We start from the raw sequence: 15250 nt of genomic DNA on the forward strand, positions 1-15250 counted from the left end.
AGAGGCACTGATCGAAGGGCGTAATGCATGGAGATTGGGTGTTATTGGTTTTTGGGTTCGGATAAAGGGTATCGTGGCAACTGTATTCATCACGGCCGTGACAGCGGGCACGCCTTGGTGGCATCCTGAACCTTTCGAAGCCAACTTCACTGTTAAATCGTCATATCTGTTTCTGGTTGTGACGCTGGGGTTGGGTATATTCTTCTCTCTGGGTTTTATTTATTTGAGGGTGAGGAGTATCAGGTCTTTGGAGACTAAATACTACTTGCACCGCCTTGCGCATGATGTTCGAGATAGACAAACGGAGCTTCATAGGAAGCTGAGGGATTTGGGTGGATACACGCAAGAGCAATTGCATATTGATCTTGAATCATTGTTGAATGAGGTCGTTGAAAATGTCGCTGCTCACTTTAGGCTGCTGACAGGGGATAACAGCGTGTGCGCGGCGATCAGGCTTGCTAGGTACGATGTTGAACAGCAGAGCATCGTGTACCGAACATATGCTCGATCCAAGGGGCTTAATCCCAAAAGAAAGAAAAACTCTGAGGATATTCCTGTTTCTCAAGGGATACCAAGATATTTGCGTGAAAAGAACGAAAGCAGAGGCATCCTCATATATAACGATCTTGATGAGGCGGAGAAAATGGGGTTGTTTCAAAAGACAAAAAATGACCGTGATTTTCCGGATGATATAAGAACGTTGATGGTGGCGCCCATGAATGCCTGGTCGGGGGCGGAGGAGTCCATGTTGGGTATTTTGTATGTATCAAGTCGCAAAAAGGGTGTTTTTGGTGCAATCCTGGTCGACTCTATGCTTTTTGCTGCTGATGTAACCGCGAGCGCCGTTGCAAATTCTTTTGAATTTGTACGGCATGCAGCTTTGGTGCATAAAATTCCACAAAAAACTGCTTAAGGTGGGAAATGTCACATCTCTTTAAAAGTCTTATCCTTGAAGCGAAGGATATTGGTATGCAAAAGTATTCTGTCAGCGATGTCGCTGACTTAATGAAACCGAAGCCTGTCCGCGTTGATCCTTCATTGAAGGAATTTGGTATGTTGGTGGCCGCGGTCATGGACCAAGACAACGACATGTCAAAGTTCAGCGTCAATGGTCGACAGAAGAACGCTTGAGAGGTGTCTTTTGTGATGGCTGTTGATCACGCGCATGCTCGATCTGCGTAAGCCGTAGATGGGCGTCGATGCGAGCGCGCCCTGGTTCAAAGCATGGGGCCCCACATTTGGCGTAATTGGCGCTTATGACTAGTCCGCTGCTGAGATTTCCCTGACAGGTGCTGAGATAGCGAGCCTGCTTGGGCTGCTTGCCACGAACCGTGAGATACCGGGCAGTACAGCTTGCCGGAACCAGGGGGCAGCCTGCCTCCAAATAAAAAAGGGGTCCCCAAAGGAACCCCTCTTAAGCTGAAGCCGAAAGCCTCAGCTCAGTCTGCCAATCAGCTCACCCAGCTCAAACACGCTCGATGATCATGGCAATACCTTGCCCACCACCGATGCACATGGTGATCAGGGCATAGCGGCCGCCAGTGCGTTGCAGTTCGTAGATGGCCTTGGTCACCAGGATGGCGCCGGTGCCGCCAACTGGGTGGCCCAGCGAGATGCCGGAACCATTGGGGTTCACCTTCTCGTTGTCCAGGCCCAGTTCCTTGGCCACGGCGCAAGCTTGTGCAGCAAAGGCTTCGTTGGCTTCGATCAGGTCCATGTCGGAGATCTTCAGGCCAGCCTTTTCCAAGGCGTTGCGTGAAGCGGGCACAGGGCCGATGCCCATGTACTCGGGCTCGACACCAGCGTGGCCGTAAGACACCAGGCGTGCCAGGGGCTTGAGGCCCAGGGCCTTGGCCTTGTCTGCAGAGGCCATCACCACGGCGCCAGCGCCGTCGTTCAGCGTCGAGGCATTGCCGGCGGTCACGGTGCCTTCTTCCTTCTTGAAGGCAGGCTTCATCTTGCTCAGCGCTTCCACCGTGGTGTCGCCCTTGACGCCTTCGTCGGTGTCAAACAGCACCACGCCCTTGCGGGTCTTCAGCTCGACGGGGACGATCTGGTCCTTGAAGATGCCGGCGGCCACGGCCTTGGCGGCGCGTTGCTGCGATTGCACGGCGTAGGCGTCTTGCTGTTCGCGGGTGATGTCGTAGCGGGCGGCCACGTTTTCAGCGGTGATGCCCATGTGGATGTGCATGCGGGGGTCATGCAGGGCACCCAGCATGAAGTCCAGCATCTTCACGTCACCCATGCGGGCACCCCAGCGGTTGGAGGTGACCAGGTAAGCACCGCGGCTCATGGATTCGGCACCGGCGCCAACGGCCACGTCGCAGTCACCCAGCTGGATGGCCTGGGCGGCCGACACGATGGCTTGCAGGCCGGAACCGCACAGGCGGTTCACGTTGAAGGCGGGGGCCTCTTGGGGCACGCCGGCGTTCAGGGCAGCCACGCGGCTGATGTAGGCGTCTTGCGGCACGGAGGGGATCACATGGCCCATCACCACGTGGCCCACGTCCTTGGGGGCCACGCCAGCGCGTTCCAGCGCGGTCTTGATCACCAGGGCGCCCAGATCGGCGGGGGGGATGTCCTTGAGCGCGCCACCGAAGCTGCCAATGGCGGTACGGGCTGCGCCCACGAAGACGACTTCACGAGTCATGGTTGTGTCCTTCCAGAAGGGGGTCAAACAAACGGAATCTGATAGGTTTTATTGTCAGATTATGACGCGTTGCAGCATCGGCGTCCGACAGCGGCCACTATTGTGTGCGTTTTGCCTGTGTTTTTTCCGGCGGCATGTCTGTTTGATTGGCGGCGGGCGTGCTCATGGCCTGGCGGGTCACGGCACCGATCATGAGCGTTTCAAACATGGCCTTGGCGTCCAGCAGGCGCTGGGCCCGGTGTTCGGGCGCTTCGATGTGTTCGTGGCACATCTTGAAGATCTGGTCGATGATGATGGCCAGGATGGGGCGCAAGGTGGCCTCAGGCAGGGCGGGCAGGGCGCCCCGGGCCTGCAACTCGGCCAGCATGTCGTCTTGCAGCTGTTGGAGCATGGCCTCGATGGCGTGGCGGATCGGGCCGGGTGGGCCGAAGCGTTCGCGCATGGCCACGGTGAACACGTCCTGGTGGGCCAGGGCAAAGTCCAGCGTCCAGCCGACGACTGTGGGCGTTACCTCCATCAGCGAGGGGGCGGTCAGGCGGGCCTGCGTCAGGCCTTGGCGCAACTGCTGGCCGAAGTCGGACACGATCTCTTCCAGCAGCGCATCCTGCGAGCTGAAGTGCCGGTAGAAGGTGTTGTGGTTCAGGCCGGCTTCGCGTGCCAGTTCTCGCAATGACACCGATTGCGCGCAACTCAGGCGGCTGGCCAGGCGCACGGCCGCATCCATCAGCAGGCGTTTGCCTTGGGCCATCCGGGGCGTAGTGGTCTTGGCGGCGGCTGGCGGTCGATCGGAGACGGGCATGGCTCAGGGGTGGCGCATCACGCGGGGCGTGGCGTGGGGTAATTCGAACGCGAGCATAGCCTGCTGTCGCAACAGGTTCATCTGGCCGAGTTTGCCCGGCAGGTTGAAAGCGGGCGCACCCCAATGGCGGTAGAGCGTGTGGGCACTGGTCACCAGGCGTTCGGGCGAATCCCACTGGGCCCAGGGCGCTTGCTGAAAGGCCGGGCTGAAGATCACGTCTCGCGCGGCTTGTGTGGGCCCCATGCCTTGCTTGAACCGTTGCGCCATGGCCTCGTGAACGAAGTGCCAGTAATCCAGCACATGCTGCACATCGGCCTGCGTGGCCAGTGGGCCGTGGCCGGGCACGATGATGTCCACGTCCAGCGTTTGGAGGAACTCAAGGCCTGCCACCAGCTTCTCGATCGGGCCGGACCACATCACAGGCGTCACGCCCACAAACAGGATGTCGCCCGCATAGGCCACGCGACGGGCGGGCACGTGCACCACGGCGTCACCGTCCGTGTGGCCAGGGCCGACCTCGGTGATGACGATGTCCACGCCGTTGATGCACAGTGTCTTGCTGACGGAAAAGCCATGGTCCGGGCTGGTGATGCGGATGCCGCTGAAGTCGTAGGGGCGGAACATCTCGTGCATGTAGTGCCCGAACTGGTCGATGCCTGCCACGTTCACGTGACGCAGGATGAGGCTGCCGTGATACAGCGCGCTCAGGGCGCGTGGCTGCATGTGGTGCATCTGGTGGATGCAGGCATGCGTGGCGATGATGTGGCGGTCCCGGAAGAGCTGGTTGCCCCAGCAGTGGTCGCCATCGGCATGGGTGTTGATGACCTGGTCGATGGGCGATCGGTCGGTGATGTCCTGGCAGGCATTGAGCATCTCGCGGGTACAGCGCAGGTCCCAGCCGGTGTCGATCATCACGCTGGTGCCGCGGCAATCGATCAAGCCCAGGTTGGTCTCGCCCCATGAACCATTGGGCACCAGCCAGGCGTAGGTGTTGTCGGCGATGCGGTAAAGGCCGCCCTGGTACTTGGCGGGTTCGCCATAGCGGGTGAGCGAACCGACGCTGGCGTGCAGGCAGGTGGCCTCGGCACGGGCGCGATGGCTGGCGCGCGGTGTGGTGCTCATGCGATGGTGTGGACGATGTCGCCAATGGGCTCGATCACCAGGCGCAGCGTGTCGCCCTTCTTGAGCCAGTGGCCGGTTTCCATGCCGCAGCCGCCAGGCAAGGTGCCCGATGCAATCAGCTCGCCCGCGTGCAGTTGTTCGCCGCGCGACAGGTGGGCCAGGACTTCGCCGGGGCTGTAGCGCATGCCCTTGGTGCTGGTGCGGCTCACGACCTCGCCATTGATCTCCACATGGGCCTGCAGGGCGTTGAGCTGCGGCAGGATCTCGTCCGCCGTGACCAGCGTGGTCGACATGCTGCTCAGGAAGTGCTTGGACTTCTGCGGGCCCAGGCCCGATTGCATCTCTTCACGCTGCACATCGCGCGCAGAGAAATCATTGACCACCACAAAGGCGCCAATCGCGGCTTCGGCCTCGGCTGGGGTCGCATTGAGCAAGGGCTTGGACAGTACCCAGCCCAGCTCCAGTTCGTAGTCCAGCGCGCGGGTGTAGTCGGGCGGTGTGACTGGCGTGCCACCGGGCACCATGGTCAGGTGGTTGCCGAAGTAGTAGATGGGCTGGCGGTGCCACAGGCGATGTGGCCGAAAGGCAGGGAAGGGCTGATGGGTGAGGCGCTCGAACAGGCGGGTGACCTGGTAGCTGCCTGGCAGAAAGCGCCGCGCATAGCCCCGTGAGGATTGCACCCAGTGTTGCTCGAACAGCATGCAGTCTCTGAACGACAAGGGTTGAAAGGGCAGGCCAGGCTGGCCGGCCTGGAGGGCGCCCTGGCTCTGCCAGGTGGGCAACTGGATCAGCCAGTCCAGCCCGGCCTGGCGGAGCTCGTCTTCGCTGCAATCGACCCATTCCTTGCCTTGCGCGCGTTGCCACGCGAGCTGTGGGCTGCCATCGGTGGACGATAGGGTGGTGGGCAGGCGGCGAAGTTTCATGGTGGGTGCGCAGGTATCCGAATGGCTGCAATGTATCCATGTGGATACTTTTGTCAAGCATCTGAGCCCGTGGAGGCCTTTGTTGGCCTGTGAAACTGGGGGGATCGTGGGGTGCGGGCGCGACATCGGTGGTACCGCAGGACCCAGTGGCGTGAGGGTGCCTTACCATTGCGGCCAAGCTCAATAAACAAGGGAACGCTCACAGAGGCGCATGGCGGGCACGAAGTTCGCAATCGCCCTGAGAAGGTTCTTGCCTCAGGTTTTCCTCACCGATGATACGTTTTTCCGCTCGCTATGTGGCCATGGCCGCTTGCGCGCTTGCTTTTGCGAGCGCGGCACACGCGCGTGACCGCGCCGCTACCATCACCATCCTGGATGGTCAGGCCTCGCTGGTTCATGCCGCCACGCGCCTGGCGGCTGCCGAGGGCGCCTTGATCGAAGCAGAAGACATTGTCGAGACCACGCCCAACACCGCCTTGGTGCGCCTGGAATTGGAAGGTGGCGCCACCCTGGACCTGGGCCCTGCCAGCCGCGTGATGGTCAAGCCTCAGCTGGCTGCGGCAAACAGCGGCGCGCTCGTTTATGTGCTGGAGGGCTGGGCCAAGCTCACCGTGGGCCCGTCCAGTGAGCGCGGCAAGGTCGTGCTGGCATCGGCACCGGTGGACGTCACCGGCCTGGACCGTGATCTGGTGCTGCATGTCAAAGGCATGGAGGCCGAGCTCTTTGCCGAATCCGGCAAGGTACAGACGCTGGTGGCCAGCAAGTCGGGCATGGCCGCACCCACCAGTGTGGACAAGGGGGCCTTCCTGGCCCGGCGTGCAGACGGTGCGGTGAATGTCGCGCCACGCCCTGCAGCCAACTTCATTCAGGCCGTGCCCCGCGCCTTCATGGACACGCTGCCTTCTCGTCTGGCCCTGTTCAAAGGCAAGGACATCAAGCTCAACCCGGCAGGCCGCATGGGCTATGAGGACACGCAAGCCTGGCTCAATGCCGAGCCCCGCATGCGCACACGCTTTCTGACGCGCTGGAAGCCACTGGCACAAGACGAAGCCTTCCGCCGCGCCCTGATTGATCAGATGCCTCAGCACCCCGAGTGGCACAAGGTGCTGTTCCCCTCGCAGGCTGCCAGCCAGCCCGCCCGCAAACCCGTATCGCCCGTATCGAACATCGTGACCTCCTCCGAGGCAGTCAAACCATGAAGCTCATTCTCAAGTTCAATCTGGCCTTTCTGGTGGTGTTCCTGCTTGGCCTGGGTGTGTCCGGCTACGCGGCGCGTGACCTGCTGCAAAGCAATGCCGAGCACGAGGTGCTGGATACAGCCGGCCTGCTGATCGAAAAGGCCGAGGCCGTGCGCAACTACACTTCGCAGCAGGTGGCACCCTTGCTGCAGACGCAGATGAAGTACACCTTCCTGCCGCAGTCTGTGCCTTCGTTCGCGGCCATCGAAGTGCTCAAGGGCCTCACGCAGAAGTTCCCCGAGTTCACCTACAAGGCCGCGATGCTGAACCCGACCAATCCACGCGATCGCGCGTCGGACTGGGAGGCTGATCTGGTCACGCATTTCAAGCAGGACCCCTCCGCCAAGGAAATCATCGGGCAGCGCGACACGCCTTCGGGCCGCTCGCTGTACATCGCGCGCCCCATTCGTCTGAGCAACCCGGCTTGCCTGCAGTGCCACAGCACGCCCACGGCCGCGCCCGCCACCCTGGTTGAAAAGTACGGCCCCGCCAACGGCTTCGGCTGGAACCTCAATGAAACGCTGGGTGTGCAGGTGGTGTCCGTGCCGCTGTCTTTGCCCATGGCGCGCGCCGACAAGGCCTGGTGGACGGTGATGGCCATGCTGACCGGCGTGTTCGTCGTGATCGGCCTGACGCTCAACCTCATGCTGTGGAAGCTGGTGATCCAGCCCGTGACGCGCCTGTCTGCCCTGGCCGACCGCGTGAGCATGGGCGAGATGGAAGCGCCTGAATTCACCGCCCCAGCCAAGGACGAGATTGGTGTGCTGTCCGACTCGTTCTCGCGCATGCGCAAGAGCCTGCAGCACGCCATGAAACTGCTGGAGGGTTGACGCAGTGACACATCCAACCCAGCTCGGGAAGTACACCATTGATGGGGTGCTGGGTTCCGGTGCGATGGGCGTGGTCTATCAGGCCACCGACCCACTGATTCAGCGCCGGGTGGCGCTCAAGACCATACAGCGCTCGCTGGTGGATGGCGATGTGTCGGGCTCGTCGATCGCGGCGCGCTTTCGCAATGAGGCGCAGGCCGCAGGCCGGCTGCAGCATCCGGGCATCGTGTCCATCTATGAGTACGGTGAAGACGGCGACACCGCCTTCATCGCCATGGAGTTCGTGGAAGGGCAGGATCTTTCCAAGCTGCTGACGGTCAACCCCATCATGTCGGAGCCCATGCTCCTGCAGGTGATGGACCAGTTGCTGGCGGCGCTGCACTATGCGCATGAGCGCGGTGTCTGGCACCGCGACATCAAGCCTGCCAACCTGATCCTCACGCAGTCGGGCCAGTTGAAGATCACCGACTTCGGCATCGCCCGTATCCGCGACGCCGGCATCACGCAGGTGACGTCCACCATCGGCACGCACGGCTATATGGCGCCCGAGCAATACCGCGGGCAGGACATCGATCACCGCGTTGACATTTTTGCGGCCGGGGTGATGCTGTATCGCCTGCTGTGCGGCGAGTCGCCTTTCTCCGGCGCGCCCGAGACCATCATGTACCGGGTGATGCACATCACGCCGCCGCTGCCCAGCACCACCACGCGCGTCAAGCGCAGCATCCAGCTGGATTCGGTGGTGATGAAGGCCCTGGCCAAAGATGTGAAGGATCGGTATGCATCTGCCGGCGCTTTCCGTGAGGCGCTGCGCCTGCACGCGGCCAAGACCAACCCGGGCAACCCGGTGATCGACTCCGTCCTGCATGGTGATGAAACCGTGGTGGACCCGCAGGCTGCGCAGTTGCTGCGAGCGGGCATGCAAGCCCAGCCCATTGGCGACTGGAATGCCGACATGCTCAGTACCCTGGAGCGCGCCTTGGCCAGTTTTGTCGGCCCCCTGGCGAAGATGCTGGTCAAACAGGCGGCGGCCAATAGCACCGACTACAACACCTTGATCGGCGCCGTGGCCAATCACCTGCAGACGGATGATGAGCGCGCCCAGTTCATGGCCAGGATCATCAAGACCGGCACGATGGGCAGCGTGATCACGCCGCGCAGCGCGACTGGCAGTGGTGCCATGAGCAACAGTGGTTCATTGGGTGCCTCCTTGGGTGCAACGGGTGGCAGTGCGGTGGCAGGAACCGGTGGCTCAATGGGGTCGAACAGCTCGGCCATCCGTGCGCTGACGCCCGAGTTCGTGGAACACGCCACGCGCGTGCTGGCCTCGCACATGGGGCCACTGGCGAAGATCGTGGTCAGGAAGGCCCAGGCCCAGTCTGCCCACGCGAATGACTTCATGGCCTTGCTGGTGCAGCAATGTGCCGATGGCGTGGACAAGGCCCAGTTGCTCAAGGAGCTGCAGCAGGGCTTGAAGTAAGGGCCGCATCCAGCCCGTCTGTCAGCGGGTTGGGCCGTTTGCACTGCGCGGCCAGCAGGTCTTCACCGTGCTCCAGCATCATGTAGCGAAAGGCCTCCGCGGCGGGTGACAACACCTTGGAAGCCTGGTGCACCAGATTCCAGGTGCGGATGATGGGCGTGCCTTCGAACTCCACCACGTGCAACTGCCCGCTGCGCACCTCGGCGGCCACTGCGTGCAGCGACATGAAGCCGATGCCCAGCCCGGCCATGACCGAGGCCTTCACGGTTTCGTTGCTGGGGATCTCCATGGCGATGCGTGGCGCCAGGCGGTGTTCGCGCAAGTAGGCATCCAGCGTGTGCCGCACCTCGGAGCCCAGCTCGCGCGCCACGATGGGGTGGTGCACCAGGGCGTCCAGCGGCGGATGGCCCACGCCCAGCAGCGGGTGGCCGGGCGGGCACACGAACACCATCGGATGGCCGGCAAAGGGCTCGGAGCGCAGCGCGTATTCCTTGGGCGGGCGGCCCATCACGGCCAGGTCGATTTCGTTGCTGTGCAGCTTGTCGATCAGTTTGTTGAGGTCGCGTGTTACATCCAGACGCACTTCCACGCCCTCATGCTCGTCCCGAAAGCGAGCCAGGATCTGCGGCAGGAAATAGCCCGCCGTGCTGATCATGCCGATGGTGAGCACCCCGGTTTCGACCCGTTTGAAACGGTTCATCACGTTTTCAGCATCCTTGAGCGTGGACAACAAACGCTTGGCATACACCAGGAAGTACTCACCAGCCATGGTGAGCTGCACCTGGCGACCCTGGCGTTCAAACAGCGGCAGCTCCACCTGACTCTCCAGTTCCTTGACCTGCATGGTCACGGCGGGGGGCGTGAGGTGCAGCGCTTCGGCCGCCCGGCTGAAGCTCAGGTGCTTCGCCACCTCGGTAAACACCCTTAATTGCCGAAAAGTCACGCTCTTCATTAAGCTTTCCCTTAACTGATAGATAACTATTTGTGAATTTACCTGATCTGACCGATTTTCTACATTGACCCCAGTCTCGCGATCAACGCATCCAGCAAGAAGGGGTTCAAACATGAACAAGCCGGTGGAAGAGGGCGTCATCACCGACGCCAAGAAGCGCTACAGCGCAGGGGTCCTGAAGTACCGTCAGATGGGCTACTGGGATGCCGATTACGTCCCCAAGGACACAGACATCATCTGCCTGTTCCGCGTGACGCCTCAAGACGGCGTGGACCCGATCGAAGCCGCCGCCGCCGTGGCCGGCGAATCGTCGACCGCCACCTGGACGGTGGTCTGGACCGACCGCCTCACCGCCTGCGACAGCTACCGCGCCAAGGCCTACAAGGTCGAGGAAGTGCCCAACAACCCCGGTCAGTACTTCGCCTGGGTGGCTTATGACCTGGTGCTGTTCGAAGAAGGCTCGATCGCCAACATGACGGCCTCGCTGATCGGCAACGTGTTCAGCTTCAAGCCGCTCAAGGCCTGCCGCCTGGAGGACATCCGCATCCCCGTGGCCTACGTGAAGACCTTCAAGGGACCACCCACCGGCATGATCGTCGAGCGCGAACGCCTGGATAAATTCGGTCGCCCCCTGCTGGGTGCCACCACCAAGCCCAAGCTGGGCCTGTCGGGCCGCAACTACGGCCGCGTGATCTATGAAGGCCTCAAGGGCGGCCTGGACTTCATGAAGGACGACGAGAACATCAACTCGCAGCCCTTCATGCACTGGCGTGACCGCTTCCTGTTCGTGATGGACGCCGTCAACAAGGCGCAAGCCGTGACCGGCGAAGTCAAGGGCAGCTACCTGAACGTGACCGCCGCCACCATGGAAGACATGTACGAGCGCGCGCAGTTCGCCAAGGACCTGGGCTCGGTCGTGATCATGATCGACCTGGTCGTGGGCTGGACGGCCATTCAGTCCATGGCCAACTGGTGCCGCAAGAACGACATGGTGCTGCACATGCACCGTGCCGGACATGGCACCTACACCCGCCAGAAGAACCATGGCGTGAGCTTCCGCGTGATCGCCAAGTGGTTGCGCCTGGCAGGCTGCGACCACCTGCACGCCGGTACCGCCGTGGGCAAGCTCGAAGGCGACCCGATGACGGTGCAGGGCTACTACAACGTTTGCCGCGACAGCTTCACCAAACAGGATCTGCCACGCGGCCTGTTCTTCGATCAGGACTGGGGCGATCTGCGCAAGGTCATGCCCGTGGCGTCGGGCGGCATCCACGCAGGCCAGATGCACCAGTTGCTGGACCTGTTCGGCGACGACGTCATCCTGCAGTTCGGCGGCGGCACCATCGGTCACCCGCAAGGCATCCAGGCTGGTGCCGTGGCCAACCGTGTGGCCCTGGAAGCCATGGTCAAGGCCCGCAACGAAGGCCGCGACCTGCTCAACGAAGGTCAGGACATCCTGGCCACCGCAGCGCGCTTCTGCTCGCCGCTCAAGCAAGCCCTCGACACCTGGGGCGCCATCACCTTCAACTATGCCTCGACCGACACGAGCGACTACGCCGTGACGCCATCGGTCGGCATGTAAGCCAGCTGGAGATACCGATCATGATGACCAACCCGACCGGCCGTTTGACCCAAGGCCAGTTCAGCTTCCTGCCCGATCTCACGGATGCCGAGATCATGATGCAGATCGAGTACGGCCTGAAGAAGGGCTATGCCTGGAGCATCGAATATACCGATGACCCGCACCCCCGCAACACCTACTGGGACATGTACGGCCACCCCAACTTCGATCTGGAAGATGCGGCCGCGATGATGATGGAGCTCAAGGGCTGCCGCCAGGCCTTCCCTCAGCACTACATCCGCATGCTGGCGTTTGACTCGACACGTGGCGTGGAATCGGTGGCGATGAGCTTCATCGTGAACCGTCCCTCGAAGGAGCCCGGCTTCCAGCTGGAGCGCATCGAGATGGATGGCCGCAACATGCGCTACAGCACCCGCTCGTATGCGGCCGAGCGCCCCGAGGCTGAACGCTACAAGGATTGATGGCCATGAGCTCGCTCTACCGCATCCCGGGTACCACGGAGGCTGCATCGCCTGCAGCCACTTCTGCCGCTTCGCCAACGGGCGCGGCGGGCCCGAGTGTGGCGGTAGGTGCGCCCTCCATCACCGCTGCCGCACCGCGCTCGGTGGCCGACGTGCTGGCTCAGAGCCAGGTCGAGTCCGTGATGGATGAACTCGATCGGGATCTGGTTGGCCTGGTGCCGGTCAAGACGCGGATCCGTGACATCGCCGCCTTGCTGATCATCGACAAGCTGCGTGCGGCACATGGTCTGGCTGCCCAAAGCCCGTCACTGCACATGTGCTTCACGGGCAACCCGGGCACGGGCAAGACCACGGTGGCCATGCGCATGGCGCAGATCCTGCACCGCCTGGGCTACGTGCGCAAAGGCCATCTGGTGGCCGTCACGCGTGATGACCTGGTGGGCCAGTACATCGGCCACACGGCGCCCAAGACCCGTGAAGTGCTCAAGAAGGCCATGGGTGGCGTGCTCTTCATCGACGAGGCCTATTACCTCTACAAGCCCGAGAACGAGCGCGATTACGGCCAGGAGGCCATCGAGATCCTGCTGCAGGTGATGGAGAACCAGCGTGATGACCTGGTGGTGATCCTGGCCGGTTATGCCGACCGCATGGACACCTTCTTCCAGAGCAATCCCGGTATGTCATCGCGCATTGCGCACCACCTGGACTTCCCCGACTACTCGGTGCCCGAGTTGCTGCACATCGGCACGGCCATGCTGGAACAACAGCATTACCGCTTCGGGCCGGGTGCACGCGAAGCCTTTGAAGACTATCTGCAGCGCCGCCTGCAACAACCCCATTTCGCCAATGCCCGCAGCGTGCGCAACGCGCTGGACCGGGCCCGTCTGCGCCAGGCCAGTCGCCTGTTCGCCGATCGTGAGAAGGTGCTGAGCGCTGACGAGCTCACCACCATCGAGGTGGCTGACATCCATGCCAGCCGCCTGTTTGCCGTTCCCTCCACAAGCACAACAAGCAACGAGGACATCTGCCATGCATGACATGCTCACCCTGCAAGAGGCCCTGGCCCGCAATCTGGACGACAGCGCACCCGAGGTGGTGGCTTCCATGGTCGACACGATCAGCGCCATTGCCAACGCCTGCGCCCGTATCAGCGATCTGGCCGGGCAGGGTGTGCTGGCAGGCGCGCATGGTCTGGCTGACAGCGCCAACTCGCAGGGCGAAGCACAGAAGAAGCTGGATGTGCTGAGCGACGAGATCATGTCGCACCACCTGGGGCATTGCCAGCATGTGGCGGGGTGGGCCAGCGAAGAGCACGAGCACCACCAACTGTCCGACAGGCATGTGCGCCAGGGCCGCTATCTGGTGGTGTACGACCCGCTGGATGGCTCTTCCAACATCGAAGCCAACATCTCGATCGGCACCATCTTCTCGATCCTGCCGCACGAAGGCCGCGGCCGCTTGCCCACAGAAGACAGCTACCGCCAGACGGGCCACGAGCAGCTGGCGGCGGGCTATGTGCTGTACGGCCCCGCCACCATCATGGTGCTGACCTGCCGCCGCGGTGTGCTCATGTTCACGCTGGACAAGCGCAGTGGTGTCAATGGCGAGCCCATGCGCTGGTTGCTCACGCAAGAGAACGTGCAGATCCCCGCGCAGACCAAAGAGTTCGCGATCAACGCGTCCAATCAGCGCTTCTGGGAAAAGCCCGTGCAGCGCTACATCGCCGAATGCACCGCTGGCGAGAACGGCCCGCGCATGAAGGACTTCAACATGCGCTGGGTGGCTTCCATGGTGGCCGAAGTGCACCGCATCATGACCCGTGGTGGCGTGTTCATGTACCCGCGCGATACCCGCGAGCCGCGCAAGCCAGGTCGCTTGCGCCTGATGTACGAGGCCTCGCCCATGGCCTTGCTGGTGGAACAGGCTGGCGGGCGTGCCGTCAATGGCACCAGCGAGTTGCTCGATCTGGTGCCTGACACCTTGCACCAGCGTGTGCCCGTCATCCTGGGCTCGCGCGACGAGATCGACCGCATCGTGAGCTATCACGCTGATCCGCACGAGAACGTGTCCTGGCAGTTGTTCAAGACCCGTTCCCTGTTCGTGCAACCCCAAGCCTGATCGAGCCCGCGCACCATGTCCAGACGTCATCCCATCATCGTGGTAACCGGCTCCAGTGGCGCCGGCACCAGCACGGTCAAGAACACGTTCGACACCATCTTTCGCCGCGAGGGCGTGACCGCCGCCGTGATCGAAGGTGATGCCTTTCACCGCTTTTCCCGCAAGGAGATGAAGGTGGAGATGGCGCAGGCCGAGCGCGAGAACCGCAACTTCAGCCATTTCAGCCCCGATGCCAACGAGTGGGCCGAACTGGAGCAGCAGTTCCGCTCTTACGGCGAGATGGGGCGCTGCAAGACGCGCTTCTACCTTCACAACGAAGCAGAGGCCGCGCCTTACAAGCAGGAGCCGGGCACCTTCACCAAGTGGGAAGACACACCGGCCAACACCGATCTGCTGTTCTATGAAGGCCTGCACGGTTGCGTGAAGACCGACAAGGTGGACCTCACTCGCCATGTGGACTTGAAGATCGGCGTGGTGCCTATCATCAACCTGGAGTGGATCCAGAAAATCCATCGTGACACCAAGTCGCGTGGCTACTCGACGGAAGCCGTGTCCGACACCATCCTGCGGCGCATGCACGACTATGTGCACTACATCTGCCCGCAGTTTGCCGAAACGGACATCAACTTCCAGCGCGTGCCGGTGGTGGACACCTCCAACCCCTTCATCGCCCGCGACATCCCCACGGCCGGCGAGAGCATGACCGTGATCCGCTTCAGAAACCCGCGTGGCATCGACTTTCCCTACCTGTTGTCGATGATTGGCGGCTCTTTCATGTCACGCGCCAATACCATCGTCGTGCCCGGGGGCAAGATGGACCTGGCCATGCAGCTGATCCTGACCCCGATGATCCTGCGTCTGCTGGAGATACGGCGCGCGCAGATGCAATAAGCGGGCTGCAGGGGGAAGGGAGGATTCCCCCTTGTCAGTCGCGCCTTGCTGTGCTTCCATTTGGGAAACGCATCCACCTGCATCACCACACAGCTCGCAGGATTCCCTGATGCCCGCCCGGTGCTGTCCTGGCCGTGCCCCGCCCCAGTCTCTTGTCCGTTCGTGTCCGTCCGTTTGTCGGTTGTAGCACCGACTGTCTGACCT

General features: G+C 62.1%; 15 protein-coding genes. 10 read left to right on the top strand and 5 right to left on the bottom strand.

What is annotated here, in order from left to right; genetic code table 11:
* A partial coding sequence (locus VFW93_RS03580) for a hypothetical protein (RefSeq protein ID WP_329692615.1) occupies positions 1-913 on the top strand: 913 nt, incomplete at its 5' end.
* 56 nt (positions 914-969) lie between these two features.
* A complete protein-coding gene (locus VFW93_RS03585; protein ID WP_329692616.1) occupies positions 970-1131 on the top strand; it encodes a hypothetical protein in 162 nt (53 codons plus the stop codon).
* A gap of 334 nt (positions 1132-1465) precedes the next feature.
* On the opposite strand, the gene VFW93_RS03590 is transcribed toward VFW93_RS03585, so the two are convergent.
* From VFW93_RS03590 to VFW93_RS03605, 4 genes are all read right to left on the bottom strand, one after another.
* Entirely contained in the window at positions 1466-2650 is a 1185-nt protein-coding gene (locus tag VFW93_RS03590; RefSeq protein WP_329692617.1) for an acetyl-CoA C-acyltransferase family protein, read from the bottom strand.
* A gap of 97 nt (positions 2651-2747) precedes the next feature.
* Positions 2748-3449: a TetR/AcrR family transcriptional regulator gene (locus VFW93_RS03595; RefSeq protein WP_329692618.1), complete on the bottom strand. Its 702-nt coding sequence runs from the start codon at positions 3447-3449 to the stop codon at positions 2748-2750.
* Between the two features lie 3 nt (positions 3450-3452).
* The gene (locus VFW93_RS03600; RefSeq protein ID WP_329692619.1) at positions 3453-4571 is read right to left on the bottom strand and encodes an MBL fold metallo-hydrolase; all 1119 of its coding nucleotides are present in this window, start codon (positions 4569-4571) and stop codon (positions 3453-3455) included.
* Positions 4568-5494, bottom strand: a complete 927-nt coding sequence (locus VFW93_RS03605; RefSeq protein ID WP_329692620.1) for a fumarylacetoacetate hydrolase family protein — start codon at positions 5492-5494, stop codon at positions 4568-4570. The genes VFW93_RS03600 and VFW93_RS03605 overlap by 4 nt, the downstream gene beginning before the upstream one ends.
* Positions 5495-5766: 272 nt before the next feature.
* On the opposite strand from VFW93_RS03605, the gene VFW93_RS03610 reads away from it, so the two are divergent.
* From VFW93_RS03610 to VFW93_RS03620, 3 genes are read left to right on the top strand one after another with little or no spacing between them, the layout of a single operon-like run.
* Complete coding sequence (locus VFW93_RS03610; protein WP_329692621.1) at positions 5767-6693, top strand: hypothetical protein; 927 nt, start codon at positions 5767-5769, stop codon at positions 6691-6693.
* Complete coding sequence (locus tag VFW93_RS03615; protein ID WP_329692622.1) at positions 6690-7562, top strand: c-type heme family protein; 873 nt, start codon at positions 6690-6692, stop codon at positions 7560-7562. Before VFW93_RS03610 ends, VFW93_RS03615 begins: the two co-directional genes overlap by 4 nt.
* 4 nt (positions 7563-7566) lie before the next feature.
* On the top strand, positions 7567-9042 hold the full coding sequence (locus tag VFW93_RS03620) for a serine/threonine-protein kinase (protein ID WP_329692623.1): 1476 nt from the start codon (positions 7567-7569) through the stop codon (positions 9040-9042).
* On the opposite strand, the gene VFW93_RS03625 is transcribed toward VFW93_RS03620, so the two are convergent.
* Complete coding sequence (locus VFW93_RS03625) at positions 9014-9994, bottom strand: LysR family transcriptional regulator (RefSeq protein ID WP_329692624.1); 981 nt, start codon at positions 9992-9994, stop codon at positions 9014-9016. The two genes, VFW93_RS03620 and VFW93_RS03625, sit on opposite strands and share 29 nt — an antisense overlap.
* 112 nt (positions 9995-10106) lie before the next feature.
* Here VFW93_RS03625 and VFW93_RS03630 point away from each other — a divergent pair, with 112 nt between their 5' ends.
* From VFW93_RS03630 to VFW93_RS03650, 5 genes are read left to right on the top strand one after another with little or no spacing between them, the layout of a single operon-like run.
* Positions 10107-11576 (top strand): form I ribulose bisphosphate carboxylase large subunit, encoded by a 1470-nt coding sequence (locus VFW93_RS03630; protein ID WP_329692625.1) that lies wholly within the window; start codon positions 10107-10109, stop codon positions 11574-11576.
* 20 nt (positions 11577-11596) lie between these two features.
* Positions 11597-12037 carry a ribulose bisphosphate carboxylase small subunit gene (locus tag VFW93_RS03635; RefSeq protein ID WP_329692626.1) on the top strand — a complete coding sequence of 147 codons (441 nt, stop codon included), beginning with the start codon at positions 11597-11599 and terminating at the stop codon, positions 12035-12037.
* Positions 12037-13074 carry a CbbX protein gene (gene cbbX / locus VFW93_RS03640; RefSeq protein WP_329692627.1) on the top strand — a complete coding sequence of 346 codons (1038 nt, stop codon included), beginning with the start codon at positions 12037-12039 and terminating at the stop codon, positions 13072-13074. The genes VFW93_RS03635 and cbbX overlap by 1 nt, the downstream gene beginning before the upstream one ends.
* Entirely contained in the window at positions 13067-14155 is a 1089-nt protein-coding gene (locus VFW93_RS03645; protein WP_329692628.1) for a class 1 fructose-bisphosphatase, read from the top strand. Before cbbX ends, VFW93_RS03645 begins: the two co-directional genes overlap by 8 nt.
* 15 nt (positions 14156-14170) lie before the next feature.
* Positions 14171-15046 carry a phosphoribulokinase gene (locus VFW93_RS03650; protein WP_329692629.1) on the top strand — a complete coding sequence of 292 codons (876 nt, stop codon included), beginning with the start codon at positions 14171-14173 and terminating at the stop codon, positions 15044-15046.
* Positions 15047-15250: the final 204 nt, after the last annotated feature.

It is taken from the genome of Aquabacterium sp. (genome assembly GCF_036279675.1).
Lineage (GTDB): Bacteria > Pseudomonadota > Gammaproteobacteria > Burkholderiales > Burkholderiaceae_C > Aquabacterium.

Excerpts from the sequence above, each read along its gene's own strand:
- VFW93_RS03645 (WP_329692628.1), top strand. The coding sequence starts at position 13,067 with ATGCATGACATGCTCACCCTGCAAGAGGCCCTGGCCCGCAATCTGGAC.
- VFW93_RS03605 (WP_329692620.1), bottom strand. The coding sequence starts at position 5,494 with ATGAAACTTCGCCGCCTGCCCACCACCCTATCGTCCACCGATGGCAGC.
- VFW93_RS03615 (WP_329692622.1), top strand. The coding sequence starts at position 6,690 with ATGAAGCTCATTCTCAAGTTCAATCTGGCCTTTCTGGTGGTGTTCCTG.
- VFW93_RS03625 (WP_329692624.1), bottom strand. The coding sequence starts at position 9,994 with ATGAAGAGCGTGACTTTTCGGCAATTAAGGGTGTTTACCGAGGTGGCG.
- cbbX (WP_329692627.1), top strand. The coding sequence starts at position 12,037 with ATGGCCATGAGCTCGCTCTACCGCATCCCGGGTACCACGGAGGCTGCA.
- VFW93_RS03650 (WP_329692629.1), top strand. The coding sequence starts at position 14,171 with ATGTCCAGACGTCATCCCATCATCGTGGTAACCGGCTCCAGTGGCGCC.
- VFW93_RS03595 (WP_329692618.1), bottom strand. The coding sequence starts at position 3,449 with ATGCCCGTCTCCGATCGACCGCCAGCCGCCGCCAAGACCACTACGCCC.
- VFW93_RS03590 (WP_329692617.1), bottom strand. The coding sequence starts at position 2,650 with ATGACTCGTGAAGTCGTCTTCGTGGGCGCAGCCCGTACCGCCATTGGC.
- VFW93_RS03610 (WP_329692621.1), top strand. The coding sequence starts at position 5,767 with ATGATACGTTTTTCCGCTCGCTATGTGGCCATGGCCGCTTGCGCGCTT.
- VFW93_RS03600 (WP_329692619.1), bottom strand. The coding sequence starts at position 4,571 with ATGAGCACCACACCGCGCGCCAGCCATCGCGCCCGTGCCGAGGCCACC.
- VFW93_RS03585 (WP_329692616.1), top strand. The coding sequence starts at position 970 with ATGCAAAAGTATTCTGTCAGCGATGTCGCTGACTTAATGAAACCGAAG.
- VFW93_RS03630 (WP_329692625.1), top strand. The coding sequence starts at position 10,107 with ATGAACAAGCCGGTGGAAGAGGGCGTCATCACCGACGCCAAGAAGCGC.
- VFW93_RS03635 (WP_329692626.1), top strand. The coding sequence starts at position 11,597 with ATGATGACCAACCCGACCGGCCGTTTGACCCAAGGCCAGTTCAGCTTC.